Source organism: Sphingomonas sp. PL20 (assembly GCF_017875905.1).
In the GTDB taxonomy this organism is placed as follows: Bacteria; Pseudomonadota; Alphaproteobacteria; order Sphingomonadales; family Sphingomonadaceae; genus Sphingomonas; species Sphingomonas echinoides.
This window is the reverse complement of record NZ_JAGINH010000002.1, coordinates 3,584,400-3,603,262: the sequence shown is the minus strand read 5'-3', so window position 1 is coordinate 3,603,262 and position 18,863 is coordinate 3,584,400. Positions and strand designations below refer to the sequence as shown.

At 65.9% G+C, this 18,863-nt stretch carries 19 protein-coding genes; 4 read left to right on the top strand and 15 right to left on the bottom strand.

Annotated features, from left to right (window positions below; all coding sequences use genetic code 11):
• Window positions 1–174: 174 nt before the first annotated feature.
• The gene (locus H4W01_RS16915; protein ID WP_435803873.1) at window positions 175–1,248 is read left to right on the top strand and encodes a YeiH family protein; all 1,074 of its coding nucleotides are present in this window, start codon (window positions 175–177) and stop codon (window positions 1,246–1,248) included.
• 154 nt (window positions 1,249–1,402) lie between these two features.
• Here the strand turns inward: H4W01_RS16915 and H4W01_RS16910 are convergent, their stop codons facing one another.
• Window positions 1,403–2,410, bottom strand: coding sequence for a LacI family DNA-binding transcriptional regulator (locus tag H4W01_RS16910; protein WP_209612575.1), 1,008 nt, complete (start codon window positions 2,408–2,410; stop codon window positions 1,403–1,405).
• 70 nt (window positions 2,411–2,480) lie between these two features.
• Window positions 2,481–4,106 (bottom strand): alkaline phosphatase D family protein, encoded by a 1,626-nt coding sequence (locus tag H4W01_RS16905; RefSeq protein ID WP_209612574.1) that lies wholly within the window; start codon window positions 4,104–4,106, stop codon window positions 2,481–2,483.
• Window positions 4,107–4,193: 87 nt separating this feature from the next.
• Between H4W01_RS16905 and H4W01_RS16900 the strand changes: the two genes are divergently transcribed.
• Complete coding sequence (locus H4W01_RS16900) at window positions 4,194–5,642, top strand: DUF2029 domain-containing protein (RefSeq protein ID WP_209612573.1); 1,449 nt, start codon at window positions 4,194–4,196, stop codon at window positions 5,640–5,642.
• Here H4W01_RS16900 and H4W01_RS16895 read toward each other — a convergent pair.
• The 13 genes from H4W01_RS16895 to coxB all read right to left on the bottom strand — a co-directional run bounded on the left by H4W01_RS16895 (window position 5,629) and on the right by coxB (window position 17,259).
• Complete coding sequence (locus H4W01_RS16895) at window positions 5,629–6,831, bottom strand: glycosyltransferase (protein WP_209612572.1); 1,203 nt, start codon at window positions 6,829–6,831, stop codon at window positions 5,629–5,631. The two genes, H4W01_RS16900 and H4W01_RS16895, sit on opposite strands and share 14 nt — an antisense overlap.
• 5 nt (window positions 6,832–6,836) lie before the next feature.
• Window positions 6,837–7,364 carry a DUF2141 domain-containing protein gene (locus H4W01_RS16890; protein ID WP_209612571.1) on the bottom strand — a complete coding sequence of 176 codons (528 nt, stop codon included), beginning with the start codon at window positions 7,362–7,364 and terminating at the stop codon, window positions 6,837–6,839.
• A gap of 2 nt (window positions 7,365–7,366) precedes the next feature.
• On the bottom strand, window positions 7,367–8,341 hold the full coding sequence (locus H4W01_RS16885) for a hypothetical protein (protein ID WP_010405135.1): 975 nt from the start codon (window positions 8,339–8,341) through the stop codon (window positions 7,367–7,369).
• A 147-nt stretch (window positions 8,342–8,488) separates the two neighbouring features.
• A complete protein-coding gene (locus H4W01_RS16880; RefSeq protein WP_209612570.1) occupies window positions 8,489–9,355 on the bottom strand; it encodes a class I SAM-dependent methyltransferase in 867 nt (288 codons plus the stop codon).
• Window positions 9,356–9,485: 130 nt separating this feature from the next.
• Complete coding sequence (gene thrC, locus H4W01_RS16875; RefSeq protein WP_209612569.1) at window positions 9,486–10,886, bottom strand: threonine synthase; 1,401 nt, start codon at window positions 10,884–10,886, stop codon at window positions 9,486–9,488.
• A gap of 11 nt (window positions 10,887–10,897) precedes the next feature.
• Window positions 10,898–11,536, bottom strand: coding sequence for an SURF1 family protein (locus H4W01_RS16870; protein ID WP_209612568.1), 639 nt, complete (start codon window positions 11,534–11,536; stop codon window positions 10,898–10,900).
• Window positions 11,533–11,940, bottom strand: a complete 408-nt coding sequence (locus tag H4W01_RS16865) for a DUF983 domain-containing protein (RefSeq protein WP_209612567.1) — start codon at window positions 11,938–11,940, stop codon at window positions 11,533–11,535. Before H4W01_RS16865 ends, H4W01_RS16870 begins: the two co-directional genes overlap by 4 nt.
• Before the next feature lie 10 nt (window positions 11,941–11,950).
• The gene (locus H4W01_RS16860; RefSeq protein WP_209612566.1) at window positions 11,951–12,808 is read right to left on the bottom strand and encodes a cytochrome c oxidase subunit 3; all 858 of its coding nucleotides are present in this window, start codon (window positions 12,806–12,808) and stop codon (window positions 11,951–11,953) included.
• Window positions 12,809–12,838: 30 nt separating this feature from the next.
• Window positions 12,839–13,378 (bottom strand): cytochrome c oxidase assembly protein, encoded by a 540-nt coding sequence (locus tag H4W01_RS16855; RefSeq protein ID WP_010405123.1) that lies wholly within the window; start codon window positions 13,376–13,378, stop codon window positions 12,839–12,841.
• Window positions 13,378–13,518, bottom strand: coding sequence for a hypothetical protein (locus H4W01_RS16850; RefSeq protein ID WP_010405120.1), 141 nt, complete (start codon window positions 13,516–13,518; stop codon window positions 13,378–13,380). The genes H4W01_RS16855 and H4W01_RS16850 overlap by 1 nt, the downstream gene beginning before the upstream one ends.
• The gene (locus tag H4W01_RS16845) at window positions 13,515–14,420 is read right to left on the bottom strand and encodes a heme o synthase (RefSeq protein WP_209612565.1); all 906 of its coding nucleotides are present in this window, start codon (window positions 14,418–14,420) and stop codon (window positions 13,515–13,517) included. The genes H4W01_RS16850 and H4W01_RS16845 overlap by 4 nt, the downstream gene beginning before the upstream one ends.
• Before the next feature lie 142 nt (window positions 14,421–14,562).
• Complete coding sequence (gene ctaD, locus H4W01_RS16840) at window positions 14,563–16,224, bottom strand: cytochrome c oxidase subunit I (RefSeq protein WP_209612564.1); 1,662 nt, start codon at window positions 16,222–16,224, stop codon at window positions 14,563–14,565.
• 3 nt (window positions 16,225–16,227) lie between these two features.
• Entirely contained in the window at window positions 16,228–17,259 is a 1,032-nt protein-coding gene (gene coxB / locus H4W01_RS16835) for a cytochrome c oxidase subunit II (RefSeq protein ID WP_209612563.1), read from the bottom strand.
• Window positions 17,260–17,467: 208 nt separating this feature from the next.
• Between coxB and pyrE the strand changes: the two genes are divergently transcribed.
• Window positions 17,468–18,049 (top strand): orotate phosphoribosyltransferase, encoded by a 582-nt coding sequence (gene pyrE, locus H4W01_RS16830; protein ID WP_209613420.1) that lies wholly within the window; start codon window positions 17,468–17,470, stop codon window positions 18,047–18,049.
• Window positions 18,046–18,774: a pyridoxine 5'-phosphate synthase gene (locus H4W01_RS16825; RefSeq protein ID WP_209612562.1), complete on the top strand. Its 729-nt coding sequence runs from the start codon at window positions 18,046–18,048 to the stop codon at window positions 18,772–18,774. Before pyrE ends, H4W01_RS16825 begins: the two co-directional genes overlap by 4 nt.
• Window positions 18,775–18,863: the final 89 nt, after the last annotated feature.

Below are 18,863 nucleotides of genomic sequence, written 5' to 3'. Positions count from 1 at the left end.
CCCGGCTCTTATCGAGACAGCGTTGTCACAGATGATCGCTTTGGGCTAGGTCCAAATCATTGTGTCACCCCGGGCTTGTCCCAGGGGCCACCGAGCGGCAAAACCTGTCCGTGCGGTGTGCGGCACGGTGGTCCCCGGGACAAGCCCGGGGTGACGGAAAAGGCGGCGAGTACGATGACGATCCCGCAGCGCACCCGTCCGCTTCCGATGGCGGCGGACCTGTATGGCGACCTGTACGGCGACATGGAGAGCAGCCCAAAAAGCAGCTGGCGCGGCTATGTCCCCGGGCTGCTGGTGGTGGCGATGGGTACGCTCGCCGCCGGGTTCCTGTCGGATCATTACGGCGTGCCGCTGACGCTGATGGCGTTGCTGATCGGCCTGTCGCTCAACTTTCTCAGCGTCGATGGGCGGCTGACGCCGGGGCTGGCCTTTGCCTCGCGCTCGCTGTTGCGCTGGGGCATCGTGCTGGTCGGCGTGCGGGTGACGGCGGGGCAGATCGTTGCGCTGGGGCCGGTTGCCTTGCTGTGCGTCGTCGGCATCGTTGCGGCGACGATGGCGGCGGGGGTGTTCGCGGCGCGGCGCTTCGGCTTCGATACCGCCTTCGGCTTGCTGGCGGGCGGATCGGTGGCGATTTGCGGGGCGTCGGCGGCGATGGCACTGGCGACGACCCTGGGCGAGAAGCGCACCACCCAGGCGCAATTGACACTGGTGCTGGTCGGCATTTCGGCGATGAGCGCCTCGGCGATGATGCTGTATCCGCTGGTCGCGCATGCCTTTCATATGAGCGACTTGAAAGCGGGATTTCTGCTGGGCGCGTCGATCCACGATGTCGCGCAGGCGCTTGGCGCGGGCTATTCCTATTCGGACGGCGCGGGCGCGATCGCCGCAATCGTCAAGCTGACGCGCGTTGCCTTGCTCGCGCCGGTGCTGGCGGTGGTGGCGATGGGGCTGGCGCGCTGGGGCGGCGGGGGCGAGGGCCATGCCAAGGGGCCGGGTGTGCCGTGGTTCGTGGTTGGGTTCTTTGTGCTGGCGGGGATCAATTCCTTCGGGGTGATCCCGGCGGTGGTCGCGACCGGTGCCGAGCGGATTGCGGCGGCAATGCTGGCGGCGGCGGTGACCGCGACCGCGATCCGCTCGCCATTGTCGCAATTGCTCGAGGCGGGCCCCAAGCCGTTGCTGGTAATCCTGGCGTCGACGCTGGTGGCGTTCGGGCTGGCGCTGGTTGCGGCGTTGGTGCTGATCGGGTGATCGTTTTGCCCGTGGGTAGGCCAGGGGGCTGATGTTCTCCCCTCCCTGGAAGGGAGGGGTAGGGGGTGGGTGGGCCCGTAGTCGGGCGAAACGCTCGCCATCAGCCGACCCACCCCCGGCCCCTCCCTTCCAGGGAGGGGAGAAAAAATCGGGCTTACAACCCTGTCACCGACCCGGTCGATTCACGCACGATCAGCTCATAGGCCACTTCGCGGCGCTCGATCGCGGCGTGCGCGGGGGCGAGTAGCAGGTCGGCGGCCTGATACGCCATTTTCCGGGTTGGCTGACGGATCGTGGTGAGCGGCGGCCAGACGAAGCCGGCCAGCGCGGTGTCGTCGAATCCGGCGACCGACAGCTGGCCCGGCACCGAGAGGCCGCGCCGGTGCGCCGCCGTAAGCGCGCCCGCCGCCATGTCGTCGCTGGAGGCGAACACAGCCGTTGGTGGCTGCGGCAGCGCGAGCAGCGCCTCGGCGGCTGCTGCGCCCGAGGCGAAATCATAGCTGCCCTCGCGCACCAGTGCGGGATCGAAGGCGATGCCCTGCTGCCCGAGCGCTGTTGTATAGCCCTGCAAGCGCTGGCCGCTGGTCGCATAGCTCGGATGTCCGGCGATGAAGCCAATCCGCCGGTGGCCGAGCGACAATAAGTGCGCGGTCATCGTCGCGGCGGCGGCGGCATTGTCGATGAAGGTCGACGGCGCGAGCTCGAGCGCGCTGCCCGGCGAAACGCGCACGAAGCGCACCCCGCGCCGCTGCAGCAGATCGAGCACTTGCGGATAGTCCGACACCGGCGGCGTCAGGATCAAGCCATCGACATGCGTCGCGTCGACCAGATTTTCGATATCGTCGAGCAAGGTGGTCGAGTTGCGATCATAGGGCTGGGCGATCATCCGCACGCCGTCCGCCACGCAGCGATCGCGAATGCCCGATTGCATTTCGTAGACATAATAGGGGCTGGGATTGTCGCAGATCAGCGCGATCTGAAAACTGCGCTTTCCCGCCAGCGAGCGCGCCGCCGCATTCGGGCGGAAGTTCAGCTCGGCAACCGCCGCCTCAACCTTTGCGCGCGTTTCCTCGCCGACATAGCGCTCCTTGTTGAGGACGCGCGACACGGTTTTGATCGATACCCCTGAAACGCGAGATACGTCCTTGATCGTTACGCGCAAAGTCGCCGCTCCCGAATGCCCCGCTGGTGTGGCGCACGGGTGTGCCGCACCAGCGGGGTCTCGGCAACCGTCATGCCATGGTGTTGCGCCCGCGCTGGATCGTCGCGGTGTGGCCGATGCTGGCGGCGGGGGTGTGCGTCTTGATCGTGTCGACCATGATCCAGTCGTTGCTGGCGCTGCTGGGCGTCAACGTCATCGCCATATAGCCGCGGCGCGACGTGTCGCACCATTTGAGTTCGGAATTGGCGCGGACGAGCGTCGCGGCGATCAGCTTGGGGTCGGTCTTGGTGGCGGCTTCATAGCCCGGCGAGGTGACCGAATGGCCGGCAAATTCGACGCCGGCGGGCTTGCCGTCCTGCGCCAGATCATAGGCCCAGGCATTGTGGCTGTCGCCCGACAGTACGATGAGGTTGGCTCCTTGCGCCTGCGCGCCCTTCAGGAAGCGCGCGCGCGCGGCGGGGTAGCCGCCCCAATTGTCGTAATTGAACGGCAAGCCAAGTTTGGCCGCCGCAACGCCCGCCAGAATATAGTTTTTGGCGCGCGCCGGAGCATCGGGGGCGACCCAGCTCAGCGCATCCTGCGGCATCACGGTTGCGCCCATGATCGTGCCGAAGCCGACGACTTGCCAGCGCTGGCCCTGGCGGACCGATTGCGCGAGCGCGTGGTTGAGCCAGCTTTCCTGCTGCGAGCCCATCATCGTCACCGCCGGGTCCAGCCACGCGCCGTCGCGGAAGGTCTTCAGCGCCGCGATCGGATCGGCCGCCTTGAACAGGCCTGCGACATCGGGCTGCTTGGTGCGCGCGAGCAGGCGCGTTTCGGTGCGGAACAGCGTGGCAAGCGTGCCGATCTCATAGGCCTTCCACGGCTCGTCCGACACCGGCATCCATTCGCGATAGGCCTGGATCGCGGCGGCGCGGCGGGCATTCCAATCGCCTTCGTCGGGCTGGTGGTTTTCGGCACCGCCTTCCCAGCTGTCGTTTGACGATTCGTGATCGTCCCACTGCACGATCATCGGCAATTTGGCGTGCAGCGCCATCAGATCGGGGTCGCTGCGATAGCTGGCGTAACGGATGCGGTAATCGGCGAGATGCAGCAATTCGGTGGCGGGAAGCGGCACGCGCCCGGCGACCTGATCCTTCTGCGCGGGATAATCCCCAGTGCGGTATTCGTAGAAATAGTCGCCGAGATGGATCGTCAAATCGAGATCGTCGCGCGCGGCGGCATGGGCGTATGCGTTGAAATAGCCATAGGGCATGTTCGAGCAGGAGAAGGTCGCGACGCGGAAGCGATCGACCGGACCGACCGGCAGCGTCTTGGTGGTGCCGACCGGCGAGAAACTGCCATCGGGCGCGATGAAGCGGTAATGATAGACGCGGCCCGGCGCGAGGCCATCGACGGTGATCTTCGCCGTGAAATCGCGCCACACACCCGTGATTTGCGATCCCCCCGCCACGACATGCGCGAAATCGGGCGTTTCGGACAGTTCGACGCGGACTTCGGCGGTGTCGCCGGTGGCGGGGACATAGCGGGTCCATAGCAGCATCGAATCGCTGGCGGGTTCACCGCTGGCGACCGAATGGGTGAAGCCCCGCGCACTCGCAACCGTGTTGCTTTGCGCAAAGCCCGGCACCGCGAACGCGCCGAGCCCGAACGAACCGGTGAGCAGGAAGGAGCGGCGATCGATACGAAGGGTCATGGGAACATCTCCAGCTAATGCCGAGCCCCTGCGCCCTCGATATGGCGTCTGCGTGACAGTGCGATCGCCCTTGGCTAAAGCCGCCCGATGGACGAGCGAACGACCGATCCGGTGCTATTTCCCTGGCGTTACGGCGCGGGTGTCTTGGTATTTTTCACGCTCTGCGCGCTGATCCGCTCGGTCGATCATGATGAGAGCCAATATGTCGCGGCGGCCGTGCTCACCGCGCACGGATATCTGCCCTTTCGTGACTTTGCCTATTTGCAGACGCCGTTGCAGCCGTTCCTGTTTGCGCCTGTCGCGTGGCTGGCCGGGCCGTGGGTGTGGCCCGCGCTGCGGCTGCTCAATGCTACGCTCGGCGCGGTGCTGGTCGGCTGTGTCTGGCGCGCGACGCGCGAGGCCGGGGCCTCCGCGCGCGCTGCGCTGATCGCGGCGGGGTTGCTCGCGCTGAGCGATATCCTGTTGTTCAGCATCGCCACTGCCCGCAACGACGCCTTGCCTGCGGCCTTGCTCGCTGCTGCGCTGGTGCCGATCGTGCGGGCACAGCAGGGGCGTGGCAGCGCGGGACAGGCGGTGCTGATCGGGCTGTTGCTGGCCGCAGCTGGGGCGGCGAAAGTGTCCTACGCGCTGCCTGCGGCGGCTTACGGGGTGTATGCGCTCATCGATCGACGGCACCGCCCGCTCGCGGTGCTGGCCGGAGCGATGCCGATGGTGGCGTTTGTCGCCTGGACCTGGGCGATCGCACCCGACGCCTTTGTGTTCGGCACACTGCGCTTCCCGGCGCTGGCTCCGGCAGAATATTACACGCCGGGATCGTGGAAGATGTCCTATCTCGCCAAGGCGGTCGATGCGCTGAAGTTCTTCGCGCTCGGGCCTGCTTTGCTCGCGCTGGTGCTGGTGCGCCGCCGTTTGATGTGGCCCGGCGTGGTCGAGTGGCTGGTGCTGGCTGGTTTGGTCGCCGCGCTGCTGCCGTTCCCCACCTGGCGGCAATATCTGCTGCCGGTTCTGCCGCCGCTGTTCGTTGTGCTGGCATTGGTGTGGGACCGGGCACCGCCGGGGCGCGGGCTGCGGATCCTTACCGTGGTGACGATCTTCGCTGGCCTCGCGCCGAGCGTGGCGGCGGCGGTCCAGGCGCTGGACGGGTCATCGATGCTGGTTGCCTTGCGCGAGGGACGGGCGATCCGCACCGCGCTCGACTCGGCTGGCGTACAGGGCCCGGTCGCAACGCTGTCGCCGCAGTTTCTCGGCGTAACCGGGCGTTTGCCCGACCGGCGTTTCGCGGCTGGCCCGTTTTATTACCGCACCCACCAGCTCGCCGACCCGGCGATCGAGCCGCGCTTCCATGTCGTGTCGGCCGATCGTCCAGCCGACCTAGATCGCGCGCCCCCTGCCGCCGTCCTGATTGGTGGTGAGGCCCCGTGGACGGCGGGTGACAGCGACACCGATGCCTTGCTCGAACACTGGGCGATCGCGCGAGGGTATCGGACGGTGGCGATCAACAGCACGCGCTTCCGCTTGTACGTCAGGCGACCTTGAGCATCGCTCCATTGCGCTTGGCGTCGACCAGCCCCTGATAATAGTCCATCAGTTCGACGGCATGGTCGCGGTCGCTGCGAACCTTGGTGGCCGCCACCAGCACGGCACGGCGCAGTACGCGCTGGTCGCGCGCGAACAGCCGGTGGATCGCCGCCGCCGCGCTTTGCGCGTCGCGCGCGGTGTAGAATTCGGACGCATGGCGGTCGGCAACCTCTGCGCAGCCGCCGGTATCAGGCACGATCAGCGGCAAGCCGCCCGCCATCGCTTCGGACGCGACCAGCCCGAACGGCTCCGCTTCGGAGCCGTGGATCAACGCGTCGCAGCTCGCGACGATGCGCGCGAGGCGTTCGCGGTCATAGACCGGGCGGAACATGCGGATATGCGGCGAACCCGCGATACGCGCCTCGATCTGGCGGCTTTCGACGCCGGTGCCGAGCAGGATCAACCCGACCGGCAAATCCGAACCGGCGCGCTCGACCGCGTCAATCACCAGTCGCCAGCGTTTTTCGGGATGATGGCGGCCCAGCCCCAGCAGTAAATGCCCGCTCGGCGGCAGGGCGCATTGCGCGAGCAAGGCGGCGCGCAAGCGATCGTCGCGCAGATCGGGCGAGAAATGGCCGCGTTCGATCCCCAGCGGCATCGCTGCATCGATCCGCACACCGCGCGCCTTCAAGCGCTTTTCGAGCGCCGGGCCGTTGGTGACGACCGCGTCGAAATGCTGGAGGAAGCCGCTCATATAGCGGCTGTACCAGGAGAAGGCGCGCTCGATCCGCTCCTGCGGCGCGAGGCCTTCAAACCAGCGCAGCGCATAGGCCGCCATATTGTCATTGTGCAGGAAGAAGCTCTTCACTGCACCGCCCTCATATTTCGGCTGCCACTTGCCGATCACCCAGGGCAAGCGCCACGGCGAGGAGGTTTCAACGACATCGGGCTGCAACTGGTCGAGCAGCTTCAGGATCGGGGCCGATTCCCAGAACAGCCCGTAATTCTGGTCGAGCGGCAAATGCCCGGTCTGGATCCAGATCACCTTGCCGCCGCCTGGACGCTCCTCGACCGCATTCTCGCGACCGGGCGCGAGCACAATCAGCTCATGCCCGAGATCGGACATGATGCCCATCTTGCGATCGATATAGGTGCGCACACCCCCGCCGGTCGGCGAGTAGAATTCGTTGACGTCGACGATCCGCATGGCGTCTATTCGTCCTTGAGCGGCCCGAACCCCCCGAGCCCGCGCAGATATTGCGCCCGAATCTCGGTGGATACCACCCCCTGCGGCACGACGATCCGCGCCATGGCAACCTTGGGGCGCGACCGGCCGAGCCGCGCGTTGGTCGGGAAGCCTGCGCCATCCTGCCACAGGTTGAACTTGTTCTTGCCGTCGCGATTGTGCGTGAACAGCAAGGCATAGGGGCCAGGCGTCGGCACGCGGATGCACAGCACGATCGGGCCGCTGGCCGGGGTGGGCAGGCGCACGCGGCGGAAGAACTTGCCTTCCTTGATCAGATCGCGATCGTCCTTCAGGAAATCGGCGTCGTTGGCGGGGAACAGTTCGAGCTTCAATTCGCCGGTGCGATCCTTCAGCCCGTCGACGGTCACGCGAATCGCGGGGCCGCCCGAGGTGCAGGCTGCGGCGTCGCTACCCAGAATCTGCGCGGCGCTGGCCGTGACGGGCAGAATCGCTGCGCCGGTGATTGCCGCCGCCATCAAAACCTTGCGCACCATTTTCAACTCTTTCTCACCAAGTCGACCAGCCCGAACATCGCGACGAGCACAACATGGACCAGCAACGGCAGCGCCGCGGTGACCGCGATCAGCACCGACAAGGCTGCGTCCTGACCGATCAATAGGGTGGCGAAGGTGGCGAAAAGAAGGTCTTTGTTCGGCACAAGTGGCAGACGCCCGACGATCAGCCGTGCCGCCGACAGCAGCAGCCACATGCCAAGCGAGACGCTCGGCAAGCCATAATGCCAGGCAAAGGCGATCAGCACCGATCCTGCGATCAGCCGCAGGCAATGCACGCCGAAGATCCACCACAAGGTCGCGCGCGGCAGCGAGAAGACGCGCTTGGAAAAGATCAGGAAGGGCAGCGACATCGCGAACACCACGACCACCGACCAGATCGCATTGTGCAATTGCTGTTCGGTCAGCAGCCCCACGCCGAGCGGCATTGCCACCGCGATCATCGCGAGCGTGACCATGTTGCCGGCAATCGCCGACAGGATGCTGACGTCTTTTACGGCGCCGAACGGGGCCGCCACCATTGACGAGCGTTGCCGCGCCCAGGCGTAGAAATACGCCTCGCCCGAATAATTGAGCACATCGTTGGCGATGCGTTTTTTGGTCAGCGCGACAAAGCCCGCCGCCGGAATCCCCCACAATTTGCGGAAGATGATGAAGTCGCCCGTGACCGGCGAGATATAGAGCAGGCCAAAGAAGAGGTAGAAAAGCGGGTTGCTCGGCAGTGCCGAAACCAGATTGTCCACGCCGAGCGCGCGCAGCTTCAGCGCCAGCCACACGATCATCACGACGGTGACGGCGGCCCCCAGATAGGACGGCCAGCGTCGGGTCAGCGGTGCCATCGGCTCCAGACCGGCAAGATCGGGCACCCCGGACAGGCCAGGCATTGGCGGCAAGGTCATATGCGCGGTCACGCTCTGCGTCGAAACGCCGATCGTCGGCCCAGTCGTAATGTTATCCACGTGGCGCGTTTGTCCGCTTTTTGACCGGTTCCGGCGGCTCCATTGCCGCGCATTAGCGGCATAAGTGTGGCGCGGCAAACGCCAAGAAAAGAGGCGGAGCCATCATTCCATCCAATATGATGAGGCGAGCGGGCGGGCGCGACGGGTTTAACGCGACCAGCGCGCGAAGATGGCGGTGGGCAGCAACAGCCCGCGCGCTTCCTCGCGCACCGCCATTTCGCCGACTTCGACCGTGCCGCCGAGATCGGCAAGTGCCTGACGCACCACCTCACCGATCGCCAGTGCCGACATCCGCACGGCATAGACGGTTAGTACCAGGAACTTGCTGTCCTGGTCGAGCAAACGTCGGCAATCGGCGATCAGGCCGGGCAGCCCCTCTTCCAGCCGCCACACTTCGCCATCAGGCCCGCGCCCGAATTTGGGCGGATCGAGGAAGATGCCGTCGTACCGCTTGCCGCGCCTGACTTCGCGTGCGGCGAATTTGGCGGCGTCGTCGACCATCCAGCGAATCGGGCGATCGGCCATGTCCGAAAGGAAGGCGTTGGCCTTGCCCGCCTCGACCGATTTCTTGGAGGCATCGACATGCGTCATCGCCGCCCCCTTGGCGGCGAGCGCGAGCGTGCCGACCCCGGTATAGCCGAACAGGTTGAGCACCTGATCGCCCTCGGCGACGCGGCCGCGCATCCATTGCCATTGCGGGGCCATGTCGGGGAAGAAAGCGAGATGGCGGAAAGGGGTGTTCTGCGCGAGGAACAGCACTTCCTCCCAGCGCACATGCCAGCCGCCGCGCGGCACATCGCGCGACAAATGCCAGCGCCCGCCGCCTTCTTCATCCGACGCGCCGATGAAATCGCCATCGGCTTCCCAACTGTCCGACGCCGGGGCCCACATCGCCTGCGGTTCGGGGCGGATGAAGCGGAAGCGGCCATAGCGCTCGAGCTTGCGGCCATGGCCGGAGTCGACGAGGCCGTAATCGGGCCAGGGTTCGGTGATGAGGGTGATGAGATTGGTCATGGCTTCTTGCTCCCCTCCCTGGAAGGGAGGGGCTGGGGGTGGGTAGGTCTAGGGCAGGCGGCGTGCTCTCCACGGGCCGACCCACCCCCGACCCCTCCCTTCCAGGGAGGGGAGGAGGGCGTGACCACGCTCACCGCGCGCTCGCGCGTTCGGCGATATAGGTGGTGACCGCCTCGAACGTGCCCGGCAGCGAGGCATAGCGTTCCTCGCGGTCCATCAGATCGCCGATGCGGGCGGGAAGCGCGGGGCGCTGGCCGGTGGCGCGTTCGACCGCGTCGCCGAATTTGGCGGGGTGGGCGGTTGCCAGTGTCACCACCGGCACATCGACCGGTAACCCGGCGCGGCGCGCGGCGGCGAGGCCGATCGCGGTGTGCGGATCGATCACTTGGGCGCTCGCTTCATGCGCCCAGCGCATCGCCAGCGCCATGTCGTCGAGATCGACGCGGTCGCTGCCGAACAAAGCGGCGGCGCCTTCGCGCTGCGCATTGGTCAGCCGCATCGCCTTGGTCGATTCGAAGCCGCGCATCTGCTCGGCGAGTGCGGGGCCGTCGCGCCCGCCGAGATCGAACAGCAGCCGTTCGAAATTGCTCGACACCTGAATGTCCATCGACGGGCTTGGCGTCGGCACGACGGTGCCTTGCGAATAGTCGCCGGCGCTGAGCGCACGGTGGAGGATGTCGTTGACGTTGGTCGCGACGATCAATTTGGCGACGGGCAGGCCCATCTTGGCGGCGACATAGCCTGCAAACACGTCACCGAAATTGCCGGTCGGCACCGAAAAGGCGACGGGGCGCTCGGGCGCGCCCAAACGCACGGCGGCGTAGAAATAATAGACCACCTGCGCCATCAGCCGCGCCCAGTTGATCGAATTGACCGCCGACAGCGCGAACTTGCCCGAGAAAGCGGGGTCGTTGAACATCGCCTTCACCAGCGCCTGCGCATCGTCGAAGCTGGCATTCTCCAGCGCGATATTGTGGATGTTGGGGGCGATGACGGTGGTCATCTGGCGGCGCTGCACCTCCGACACACGGCCCTTGGGGTGGAGCATGAACACATCGACCCCGGCGCGGCCCGCCAGCGCGTCGATCGCGGCGGAGCCCGTATCGCCCGAGGTCGCGCCGATCACGGTGACTTGCTGGCTGCTGCCGGTGAGGAAGCGCTCGAACAACAGCCCCAGCAACTGCAGCGCGACGTCCTTGAAGGCGAGCGTGGGGCCGTGGAACAGCTCCAGCAGCCAGTTTTGCGGATCGAGCTGGACCAGCGGCACCACGGCGGCATGGGCGAAGCGGCCATAAGCCTGGGAGCACAGCGCGCGCAGATCGGCTTCGCTGAGTGTGCCCTCGACGAAGGGCAGCATCACCGCGACGGCGGTGTCGACATAGGACAGGCCGCGCAACGCGGCGATCTGTTCGGTCGAGAAGCTCGGCCAGCTTTCGGGCAGATAGAGTCCGCCGTCTTTGGCCAGGCCCGCGAGCGTGACGTCGCGGAAATCGAGGGTGGGCGCGGAGCCGCGCGTGCTTGTGTAGCGCATGGCCCCTGCGGTTAGCGAGGTGGAGCCGCCGGGGCAACCGTCCGCCGCCGCAGCGCCAGCGCATAGATGATGGCGGCGAGTCCAGCGAAGATGAACCACTGCACCGCATAAGCGAGGTGATTGTTGGGCACCGCCGACAGATCGGGCGCGGGATTGGGGTCGAGCCCGGCGGCGGGGGGATCGGCGACGAGCATCAGCATCTTGGGCGTAGTGCCAAAAGCGGAGGCGATCAGCGGGGCGTGGCCGGGGACGTGCGAGATATAGCCGCGCACCGGACCGCCCTTCCAGTTCGGCTTGGCGTGCGGGTCATTGCCGAAGCCGATCTGCACGGTGAAGCCGGGACCTTCCGCGCCGGTGCGGCATTCGGCGATCTGTCGCCAGCCAGTGCCGCCGCGCGCATTGCGCCCGCCTTCGATGCGGAAGCTGACCGGCTCCAGGCAGAAGGCGCTGGCGCGGCGGAACAGCAGGCTGCCATCCTCATCGACCGGGATGCGCGGGAAGGCGATTGGCGGCAGCGTGATGTTGCGGGCGTACTGGACGAGCTGCGCTTCCTTCTCGGCGCGGCGCTGCAATTGCCAGACGCCGAGCGCGATCATCGCGGCGATGGCGAGGGCGACGAGCAGGGTCGGCAGAACGGGAATGCGCTTCATGGTTTCGGTTCGATGGGCGTCATGCGACCCTCGCGCGCTGCGGTGCGATATTCCGAACCGAGCAAGGCTGCTTTGGCGACGCGCAAGGCACCGATCACCGCGGCGATGGTCACCGGCACCCAGAGGATGAGTTGCAGCCAGATCGGCGGGGCGAGCGTCAGCTGGATCGTGATCGCGGCGCCCACCACGATCGCGCCGAGCAGCAGCACCAGCAGCGCGGCGGGGCCGTCCCCGACATTGAAGCGGGTGTAATCGAGCCCGCACGCCGGGCAGCGATCGGCAAAAGCCAGCCAGCCCTTGAACAAGCCCGGTGCGCCGCAGCGTGGGCACAGGCCCTTGAACGCGGCGGGCAGGGGGGCCGGTTCGGGCGTCGGCGTTACGGCCTCGGCCCGCACCTCGGTCATCGGATCGCGATCAGCCGGCGTGGATGGGCGCGCCCCAGCCACCCCAGACATAGATAGAAACGAACAGGAACAGCCACACCACGTCGACGAAATGCCAATACCAGGCGGCGGCTTCGAAGCCGAAATGCTGCTGCGGAGTGAAGTCACCACGATAAACGCGGATCTGGCAGACGATCAGGAAGATCGTGCCGATCATCACGTGGAAGCCGTGGAACCCGGTCGCCATGAAGAAGGACGCGCCATAGTTCAGGCCCTTAAAGGGGAAGGGCGCGTCGGCATATTCATAGGCCTGGATCGAGCTGAACAGCAGGCCGAGGATGATCGTAACCCACAGTCCCTTCTTCAGGCCGTCACGGTCGCCATGGATCAGCGCGTGGTGCGCCCAGGTGATCGTTGTGCCGCTGGTCAACAGGATCAGCGTGTTGAGCAGCGGGAAGCGGAAGGGGTCGATGACTTCCAGGCCCTTGGGCGGCCATTGCGCCGCCACATCGGCGGCGACCGAAGCGGTCTTGGTCACCGAATCATAGACGATGTGCGCGGGGAACAGCGAAAAGTCGAAGAACGCCCAGAACCAGCCGACGAAGAACATCACTTCGGAGGCGATGAACAGGATCATGCCGTAGCGCAGGTGCAATTGCACGACCGGGGTATGGTCGCCCGCATGCGCCTCGATAATGACCTGACGCCACCAGCCGTACATCACCGCCAGCACGCCCGCGACGCCAGCGAAGAAGACCGCGCCGCCCCCGGCCGCCGAATGCATCCACATGATGCCGCCCGATGCCATGGCGAGCGCCGCCATCGCCCCGGCCAAGGGCCAGATGCTGGGGGGAAGGATGTGGTAATCGTGGTTCTTGGCGCCGGCCATCTGTCCCTCGTCCTCTTTTGTCGTTCGGTTCTAGCTCTTGGCTTTGGTGGAATCCACCGGGTAAAAAGTGTAACTGAGTGTAATCGTCTGCACGTCGTTCGCATCCGGATCGGCAAGGATCTTCGGGTCGACGAAGAAGATCACCGGCATACGCGCGGTTTCGCCCGGTTTCAGCGTTTGCTGGGTGAAGCAGAAGCACTGGATTTTGGTAAAATATTTGCCCGCTTGCGCCGGGGTGACGTTGTAGGTCGCGGTGCCCGTGATCGGATGGTCCGAGGTATTGGTTGCGGTGAAGAACGCCATGTCGCGCCCGCCAATATCGACGGTTTCGGACGGATGCTCGGGCGCGAACTTCCACGGCATGTGCGGGGCGACATTGGTGTCGAAATCGATGCGGATCTGCCGGTTGACCGCGCCCGGCGCGACCAGCCCACGCTGCGTGGTGCCGTTGAGGCCGGTCGCCTGGCAGAACAGGCGGTAGAGCGGGATGCTCGCCCAGCCGAGCCCGCTCATGAAGCAAATGCCCGCGACCGCGAACAACGCCGTGCGCAGTTTGCGGTCGATCACCATCAGTGCGGCATCCCCGCCTGGATCTTGGCGATGCTGATCGCAAACACCAGCACGACGAATGCCCCGAGCAGCAAAGCAAGCGCGGTGGCGCGGCTGCGCTGGCGCTTGCGGACGAGGTCGCTGTGCGGGTCCGGGGTCATGCGATGAGCCGATCGACTGCGAGGGAGATAAAGATCATCAGAATATAGCCGATCGAATAGACGAACAGGAAGCGTTCGGCCTTCATTTCAGCGGGCGTGCCCGCCCGCGCGACCACGACCCAGAGCGTGAGGCCGAGGAACAATGCCGAGCCGATCGTAGCGACCGCGCCATAGGTGATCCCGGCCAGCCCGAGCGCCCAGGGGGAAACGGCGGCAGCGGCCATCAGCACCGCGTAGAACAGCATCTGCCAGCGCGTGGTGGCGGCGCTCGCCACCACCGGGAGCATTGGCACGCCGCCTTTGGCGTAATCCTCGCGAATCAGCAGTGCCAGCGCCCAGCTATGCGGCGGGGTCCACAGGAAGATGATCGCGAACATCAGTAGCGGCAGCGTCGAAAGGCTGCCGGTGGCGGCAACCCAGCCGATCAGCGGCGGGAAGGCCCCGGCGGCGCCGCCAATGACGATGTTCTGCGGGGTCAGCCGCTTGAGGCCGACGGTATAGATCAGCACGTAGAACAGGATCGACACCGCCAGCAGAACACCCGCGAGCAGGCCGATCGCCAGGCCCATCAGCAGCACCGAGAACACGCCGAGCCCGACGCCGAAATGGAGCGCGGTCTCGCGGTCCATCTTGCCGGCTGGGAGCGGGCGCTTGGCGGTGCGCTTCATCAGCGCATCGATGTCCGATTCATACCATTGGTTGAGCGCGCCCGCCGCACCCGCCGCCAGCGCGATGCACAGGATGGCGGTGAAGCCGAGCGCAAACGGCAGATGCACCGGCGCTGCCAGCATGCCGCACAGCCCGGTCAGCACGACCGAACGCATCACCCGCGGCTTGGTCAGCGCGAAGAAATCGCGCCAGTCGGCGGGGAGGGTGGTGCTCGGTATGGTGGCAGTGGTCATGGAATTGATCCTCCCCTCCCGCTTACGGGAGGGGTTGGGGGAGGGCTGTGTCGGGCGGGCGTTCATGGCCCTCCCCTAGCCCCTCCCGCAAGCGGGAGGGGAATAAGAAACGTCCCCTCCCGCACGCGGGAGGGGGATTACATCAATCGATCTTGGGCAGCGTTTCGAACTGGTGATACGGCGGCGGGCTCGACAGCGTCCATTCGAGCGTGGTGGCACCTTCGCCCCACGGATTGTCGCCCGCCTTCTTGCCCGCGAGCAACGACCAGATCAGGTTGACGAAGAACACACCCATGCCGACCGCCATCACGGCATAGCCGATGCTGGCGACCCAGTTCCAATGCGCGAGGCCATCGGTGTAATCCGGCACGCGGCGCTGCATGTTCTGCAGGCCCAGGAAGTGCATCGGGAAGAACAGCAAGTTCACGCCGGCGAAGAAGACCCAGTAATGCAGCTGGCCGAGAAACTCATTGTACATCTTGCCGGTCATTTTCGGGAACCAGTAATAGAAACCCGAGAAGAGCGAGAAGACCGCGCCCAGCGACAGCACATAGTGGAAATGCGCCACCACATAATAGCTGTCCTGCATATAATCGTCGATGCCGCCATTGGCGAGCACCACGCCGGTGACGCCGCCGACGGTGAACATGAAGATGAAGCCGATCGCCCACAGCATCGGCGTCTTGAAGGTGAGCGAGCCGCCCCACATCGTTGCGATCCAGGAGAAGATCTTGATGCCGGTCGGCACCGCGATCACCATCGTGGCCGCGGTGAAGTACATCTTGGTGTTGACGCTGAGGCCCGTCGTGAACATGTGGTGCGCCCACACGACGAAGCCGACCACGCCGATCGCGACCATCGCGTACGCCATGCCGAGATAGCCGAAGACGGGCTTTTTCGAGAAGGTCGAGATCACCTGGCTGACGATGCCGAAGCCCGGCAGGATCATGATGTACACTTCGGGGTGGCCGAAGAACCAGAACAGATGCTGGTACAGGATCGGGTCGCCGCCACCGGCGGGGTCGAAGAAGGTGGTGCCGAAATTGCGATCGGTCAGCAGCATGGTGATGGCTGCCGCCAGCACCGGCAGCGAGAGCAGCAGCAGGAAGGCAGTGACCAGCACCGACCACACGAACAGCGGCATCTTGTGCAGCGTCATGCCCGGCGCGCGCATGTTGAAGATGGTGGTGATGAAGTTGATCGCGCCGAGGATCGACGAGGCACCGGCCAAGTGCAGCGCGAGGATCGCCATGTCGGTCGACGGGCCAGGCTCGCCATAGGTTGAGAGCGGCGCGTAGAGCGTCCAGCCGTTACCGGCACCGCCGAAGAAGGGCGAGGCGAGCAGCAGCGTGAAGGCGGGGATGAGCAGCCAGAACGAGATGTTGTTCATCCGCGGGAAGGCCATGTCGGGCGCGCCGATCATGATCGGCACGAACCAGTTGCCGAAGCCGCCGATCATTGCGGGCATGACCATGAAGAACACCATGATGATGCCGTGCGCGGTGATCAGCACGTTCCACAGGTGCAGCGAATGGTCGAGGCCCTGCTCGCCGCCGGGCAAATAGCTTGCCCAGATGCCGAGATACTGGATGCCCGGCTGCGCCAGTTCGAGGCGCATCAGGCCCGAAATGCCACCACCGATGATCCCCGCGACGATTGCGAAGATCAGGTACAGCGTGCCGATGTCCTTGTGGTTGGTCGACATGAACCAGCGCGCGAAGAACGACATCTCATGCGTGTCATGCGCGTGGGCGTCATCATGATGCGCCTCGAAGGCGCTGGGGGTGAGGGCGGTGTCGGTCATGGCTTATTGTCCAGCGGTGACGACGGCAGCGGTCGGGGCCGGTGCGCCTGGGGTGGCAATCGAAGCGGTGGCGGTTGCGGGCGCGGCGGCGGGCGCAGGCGCGGCACCCGGCATGGTGCCGCCCTTGGCCTTGATCCACTGCGCGAACACCGCCGGGCTAACCGCCTCGACCGTGATCGGCATATAGCCATGCCGCGCGCCGCACAGTTCCGAGCAGACGCCGAAATAGACGCCGGGCTTGTTGATCGTGAAGCTGGTTTCGTTCAGGCGGCCGGGCACTGCATCGAGCTTGATCCAGAAGGCCGGGATTGCCCAGCTGTGGATCACGTCATTGGCGGTGGTGATGAGGCGGATCGGCACGCCGACCGGCAGCACGACGCGATTGTCGGTAGCGAGCAGGCGCGGGCCGTCGATCGCGGTCCGGGCGCGTTCGCCCTTGCCGATTTCCCCCGCTTCCTTGAGCATGTTGGAGGTGATCTCGAACCCGCCATGATCGGGATATTGATAGGTCCAATACCATTGGTTGCCGATCGCCTTCAGCGTCACCGCATTCTTGGGCGCGGGCTTGTACTGCGCCTGCAGCAGCCCGATCGACGGCAAAGCGAGGCCGAGCAGGATCAGCACCGGAATGCCGGTCCACAACACTTCGAGAATAGTGTTGTGCGACGTCTTCGAGGCGACTGGATTGGCCGCGCGGCGATAGCGCAGCGCCACCCAGCCGAGCAGCACCAGCACCAGGATACAAATGCCGGTAATGACGGGCATCAGCAGCGTGTTGTGAAACCACAGCGCCTGCTGCCCATTGGGGGTGACTTGCGGCTGGATGGTGATGAGTCCGTCAACCGGCTGGCCGACCTTGGGGTCGATCGCCATGGCCGGCGCGCCGTCGACCGCGAGCATCGGATCCTGCGACACGGTTGCGGCGGGTGCGGCCGCCACAGCCTTTGCGGCTGGCGCAGCGGGTGCCGCTTGCGCCGCCCCAACGCTCAACATCGCCAGCCCAGCTGCCAGTACGATCGATTTGATCCCGATCATGTGCATCCCCTGCGTCTACCCCTATCAATCGCCCCGATCGTGCGGGGCAGGATGGGGCAGATATGTGCCCTCTATCCTGTGTCTATACGCAGGCGATGCCGGGGCCTCAAGCCGCGCGGCACCTTTTTTGGCGCAATCGTTGCACCAGCGCCCCCCGGACCCTAATCAGGCATCCCATTCCGCAGGACCAGAAGTGATGACCACCACGATGACCGACGACGATGTTCTGGGCGAATTCCGCGCCGCCGAGGCGTTGCTGGAGGGGCATTTCATCCTGTCGTCCGGTTTGCGCTCGCCGCGCTATTTGCAATGCGCGCGCGTGTTGATGGATCCGGCGCGGGGCAGCCGCCTGGCGACGGCGCTGGCCGCCCGCATCCCTGCCGAGATTCGCGACAGCATCGCCGCCGTGGTGTCGCCCGCTATGGGCGGGGTGATTGCCGGGCACGAAATGGCGCGCGCGCTGGGCGTGCCCGCGATGTTTCTCGAACGGCCTGAGGGCGTGTTTGAGCTGCGCCGCGGTTTCCGGCTCGATCCGGGCACCCCGGTGTTGATGATGGAAGACGTTGTTACCACAGGACTTTCCTCGCGCGAGGCGATCGCCGCGATTGCGCGCGCGGGCGGCGAGACGGTGGCGGCGGCGGCGTTGGTCGATCGCTCGAACGGGACCGCTGATCTGGGCGTGCCGTTCTTCCCGCTGATCCGGCTCGACGTGCCGACCTATGCCGCCGATTCGCTGCCGCCCGAATTGGCGGCGATTCCCGCGATCAAGCCGGGGAGCCGCGCGGCATGAGCAAGGCGCTGCGCCTCGGCGTCAACATCGACCATGTCGCGACGGTGCGCAACGCGCGCGGGTCGGGCTATCCCGATCCGGTACGCGCGGCGTTGCTCGCGGCGGAGGCGGGTGCGGACGGCATCACCGCGCATCTGCGCGAGGATCGGCGGCACATTACCGACGACGATATTGCGCGGCTGTCATCCGAATTGACGATCCCGCTCAACCTGGAAATGGCGGCGACTGACGAAATGTTGTCGATCGCCTTGCGGCATCGGCCCCATGCGGCATGCATCGTGCCCGAAAAGCGTGAGGAGCGGACGACCGAGGGCGGGCTGGATGCGGCGGGTCAGTTCGACACTCTGGCCCCTTTGGTCGCCGCGCTACGTGAGGCGGGTATCCGCGTGTCGCTGTTCATAGAGCCCGATGCGCGGCAGATCGACGCAGCGATTCGCCTGGGGGCACCGGTGGTGGAACTGCATACCGGCCGCTATGCCGAGCTGGAGGGCGAAGCGCAGGCGGTCGAACTGCGCCGCCTGTCGGATGCGGCGGCACTGGCCGCGCGTAACGGGATTGAGGTCCATGCCGGGCACGGACTGACCTATGCCAATGTCGCGCCGATCGCGGCGATCCCGCAAGTGCGCGAGCTCAATATCGGGCATTTCCTGATCGGCGAGGCGCTGTTCGTCGGGCTGGCGACCAGCGTGCAGCAAATGCGCGCAGCGATGGACGCGGCGCGGTGATCATCGGGACGCCTTCTCCCCTCCCGCTTGCGGGAGGGGGTGGGGGAGGGCACGTCCCGGCGCGCGTTGCGGCGATGCTACGCCCCTCC

Excerpts from the sequence above, each read along its gene's own strand:
- H4W01_RS16915 (WP_435803873.1), top strand. The coding sequence starts at position 175 with ATGACGATCCCGCAGCGCACCCGTCCGCTTCCGATGGCGGCGGACCTG.
- H4W01_RS16905 (WP_209612574.1), bottom strand. The coding sequence starts at position 4,106 with ATGACCCTTCGTATCGATCGCCGCTCCTTCCTGCTCACCGGTTCGTTC.
- H4W01_RS16900 (WP_209612573.1), top strand. The coding sequence starts at position 4,194 with ATGGACGAGCGAACGACCGATCCGGTGCTATTTCCCTGGCGTTACGGC.
- H4W01_RS16895 (WP_209612572.1), bottom strand. The coding sequence starts at position 6,831 with ATGCGGATCGTCGACGTCAACGAATTCTACTCGCCGACCGGCGGGGGT.
- H4W01_RS16890 (WP_209612571.1), bottom strand. The coding sequence starts at position 7,364 with ATGGTGCGCAAGGTTTTGATGGCGGCGGCAATCACCGGCGCAGCGATT.
- H4W01_RS16880 (WP_209612570.1), bottom strand. The coding sequence starts at position 9,355 with ATGACCAATCTCATCACCCTCATCACCGAACCCTGGCCCGATTACGGC.
- thrC (WP_209612569.1), bottom strand. The coding sequence starts at position 10,886 with ATGCGCTACACAAGCACGCGCGGCTCCGCGCCCACCCTCGATTTCCGC.
- H4W01_RS16870 (WP_209612568.1), bottom strand. The coding sequence starts at position 11,536 with ATGAAGCGCATTCCCGTTCTGCCGACCCTGCTCGTCGCCCTCGCCATC.
- H4W01_RS16865 (WP_209612567.1), bottom strand. The coding sequence starts at position 11,940 with ATGACCGAGGTGCGGGCCGAGGCCGTAACGCCGACGCCCGAACCGGCC.
- H4W01_RS16860 (WP_209612566.1), bottom strand. The coding sequence starts at position 12,808 with ATGGCCGGCGCCAAGAACCACGATTACCACATCCTTCCCCCCAGCATC.
- H4W01_RS16855 (WP_010405123.1), bottom strand. The coding sequence starts at position 13,378 with ATGGTGATCGACCGCAAACTGCGCACGGCGTTGTTCGCGGTCGCGGGC.
- H4W01_RS16850 (WP_010405120.1), bottom strand. The coding sequence starts at position 13,518 with ATGACCCCGGACCCGCACAGCGACCTCGTCCGCAAGCGCCAGCGCAGC.
- H4W01_RS16845 (WP_209612565.1), bottom strand. The coding sequence starts at position 14,420 with ATGACCACTGCCACCATACCGAGCACCACCCTCCCCGCCGACTGGCGC.
- ctaD (WP_209612564.1), bottom strand. The coding sequence starts at position 16,224 with ATGACCGACACCGCCCTCACCCCCAGCGCCTTCGAGGCGCATCATGAT.
- coxB (WP_209612563.1), bottom strand. The coding sequence starts at position 17,259 with ATGATCGGGATCAAATCGATCGTACTGGCAGCTGGGCTGGCGATGTTG.
- pyrE (WP_209613420.1), top strand. The coding sequence starts at position 17,468 with ATGACCGACGACGATGTTCTGGGCGAATTCCGCGCCGCCGAGGCGTTG.
- H4W01_RS16825 (WP_209612562.1), top strand. The coding sequence starts at position 18,046 with ATGAGCAAGGCGCTGCGCCTCGGCGTCAACATCGACCATGTCGCGACG.